Genomic DNA, 2,799 nt, shown 5'->3' with positions numbered 1-2,799 from the left:
AAAAAAACGTTGTGCAGCATTTTTTGGAGAGAAAGTATTTGCACTACCTTAATAGCACCGATGGTTTCACCAGTTACAGAAGCTAAAACGCCTTCAGAATTTCGATGATCTCTAGCAAACTTGCGAATGCGACTAATCATGCTGCTAGTTAGGATAAAAAGCAGAGGGAAAATTGCTACGGCGACTAAAGCAAGTTCCCAATTTATCCAAAACATGATTGCCGTCATACCTATCAGTAAGACAGTATTAGTAAATAAAGGTAGGGTAGTTTTGGTAATGACTAGTCGCATTTTTTCAATATCGGCGGTGACACGGGTAATCAAGTCGCCACTTTTAAACTTCTGGTGAAAGGACAGAGAAAGATGCTGCAAGCGATTGAAAAGATTGCCCCGTACTTCTGATAAGATTTCCACTACTGCCAAAGACATACCGTAGGTACTCAAATATGCGGCTATACTGCCTACGACAGCAATACCTACACTCGCCAGAGCCAAAAACGTCAACAACATCATTGGACTTAGACCAAAGGGATTGGCAACGCTTGGGGAGTTGTTGTAAGCAGGTACAAGAACATAGTCAAATATATACTTTAGGGGCCAAGGCTCTAACAAGCGCAAGCCAGTTTCAAATAATAAGGCGAAAAAAGAGGCAGTAATCACAAGTCTTCGCTTACGGATGTAAGGTGAAAACTTACGTAAAATCCGCAGTGAGCCTGGTAAAACTTCCTTTAAATTCTTTTCGTTTGGGCGATGACCCATTAACTATATCTCCCTGGGATCTGAACTATACGGATTCGGTTTAACTTATCAACTTGCTTTTTATTTCATTAATAACTGGGGCTAAATGCCTCTTTTTTGGTAAGAAAATGTTGTAAAAAAGTATTAGTATTTTCCGCACCTCCAAGATCAAAAAATTGTTTTTTACTCTCTATCTGTTCTGTTGATATGCATTTAATAATAGTGTCAGCCAAGTAAGCAGGATTTAAATCATCAGGGTGGATTACTTCGACAACTCCTAATTTCTCTAACTTTTGAGTCCGGAACAACTGCTCTTTGTCTTGGTCGTTGTGGCTTAGGGGAACAACAATTGCTCGTACACCTGTACTGAGAATATTCATTGCAGTATTGTATCCACTTAAGCTAATAGAAATATCTGCCGTCTTCATGTATTCAAGAAGCTGGGAAGTATATCTAGCAATTTTAATACTACTTTGATTGCCATCGTTTACCTCTGGGTTGTCGAGCGGATTCAAAGTCAATTGGAGTGCAGCTTGTTGTAAGCTTAATACTTTATCCTCTGGCATGAAAGGACCAGTAAAAATTTGAATTTTATGCCTAACTTTTTTGGCAAGTATGACACTTGCTTCTACAACAACTTGTAAAAGTTCATGCCCTATTCTCCCGCCGCCAACACTTACTAATATTTTTGTAAAACCTGCCGGGACGCTTGCATCAGGGGCAGAAATTTGCGTATCTACTGGGGTTTCATCCCATAAATTGCTACAATTTCCTGGCAATGATTGGGCAATAAATCCAGTATGGGCAACAAGACATTTTATATCTTGATGTTGTGTAAAACTATCGGCAAATGTTTGAAAATTAGCATCGGAGTGAAACAACAATAAATCAAAATATCTGTTCATTAAGTAACAGATATTTTGTTCTTCTTGAACGTTACTTACTTTGCCAATCACATCGCGTAGACTGCAAATAATTTTTGTATTTGGGGCTGTGGATTTGATGTATTCTAATAGTGGAAGTAGCTCAAACAAAAGCATATGTCTTCCAAAAGGAAAAAACTCAGTAATTAAACAATCGCTCTGTACTCGTTCAAAAATATTAATGAGTTGATTTTTTCTTATTTCTTGAATACTCTCAACACTTTGAAAACAGTCAGCTACTCTCAATTTTCCATCTTCCAACCAAATTGCAGGTAGCTCAATGAGTTCAACTTGAGGCGGCATTTCAAAGCCAACAATTGGCGGACCGCCATTGATAAAATAAACTTGAAAGTTTTTAACTAAGCTACGAACAATTTCTGTACTACGAACTAGATGACCTATACCACTTAAATATTGGCAGTAAAATATAATCTTTTTCATTGGTCAATTATGAGTTAATAATCGCTTTTGCTGTGTTAGATGATTTTGGTAAAGAGGGCTGAGTGTACGTTGGTAAGAGGTTACTGAAACTTTGGCGTGAGCGCTGAGGCGCACGCTTTGCCGGATTGTTGTTTGAGAAAGCAGTGCAGAAATATTTTCAGTAACGCAATGCAAGGCATTCATGTTTAACTCAAAACTTGGCTGATGCTGCGGTATCAACTGACTCAACAGCGCTTGCATCAATACTGCTGGATCGATATTTTCTGGGTTGATAGCTTTGAATAAACCAAGGTTCGCCATTTTTTCGGCTCGGATTGATTGCTCCAGTGATGGTTTGGTGCGCGGGACAACTACCGATGGAGTTCCGGCTGACAAAATTTCACAAATAGTATTGTATCCAGCCATTGATACAACGGTATCTGCCGCTTGAATGTAGCTCATCAAATCGTCGGTAAATTCCCCAACTTGAACCTGGGGATGTGCTTTTGCTGCTTGTTCAACCTGTTGCTTTTGTCCTACGGGCATTTCTGGTCCGCAAATTATGAGACTCTTAAATTGGCAAGGTGTGGGCAACAATGCCAAACCTGACAAATAAGCATCAACTAACTCATAACCGTCTTCGCCGCCCCCAGGGGTAACTAAAACTAAGCGCTCCTGTGGTAGCAATTGCAATTCGTCTCTAATGCAGCTTTTGCTTT

Annotated in this window: 3 protein-coding genes; all 3 read right to left on the bottom strand. The window is 39.4% G+C overall.

The features are described from left to right. Positions 1–758 (bottom strand): ABC transporter transmembrane domain-containing protein (locus tag AC2VE5_RS25380; protein ID WP_486890361.1); only part of this gene is annotated, 758 nt, incomplete at its 3' end. 68 nt (positions 759–826) lie between these two features. Beyond that, positions 827–1,963, bottom strand: a complete 1,137-nt coding sequence (locus AC2VE5_RS25375) for a glycosyltransferase family protein (RefSeq protein ID WP_486890360.1) — start codon at positions 1,961–1,963, stop codon at positions 827–829. A gap of 141 nt (positions 1,964–2,104) precedes the next feature. After that, on the bottom strand, positions 2,105–2,799 hold a 695-nt coding region (locus AC2VE5_RS25370), incomplete at its 5' end, for a glycosyltransferase family protein (protein WP_486890359.1).

It is taken from the genome of Aliterella sp. E5.1, from assembly GCF_057473825.1.
This window is presented reverse-complemented; position numbering and strand designations above follow the sequence as displayed.

Bases quoted from the DNA above. Each gene is read 5' to 3' on its own strand.
- AC2VE5_RS25375 (WP_486890360.1), bottom strand. From the start codon at position 1,963: ATGCCGCCTCAAGTTGAACTCATTGAGCTACCTGCAATTTGGTTGGAA.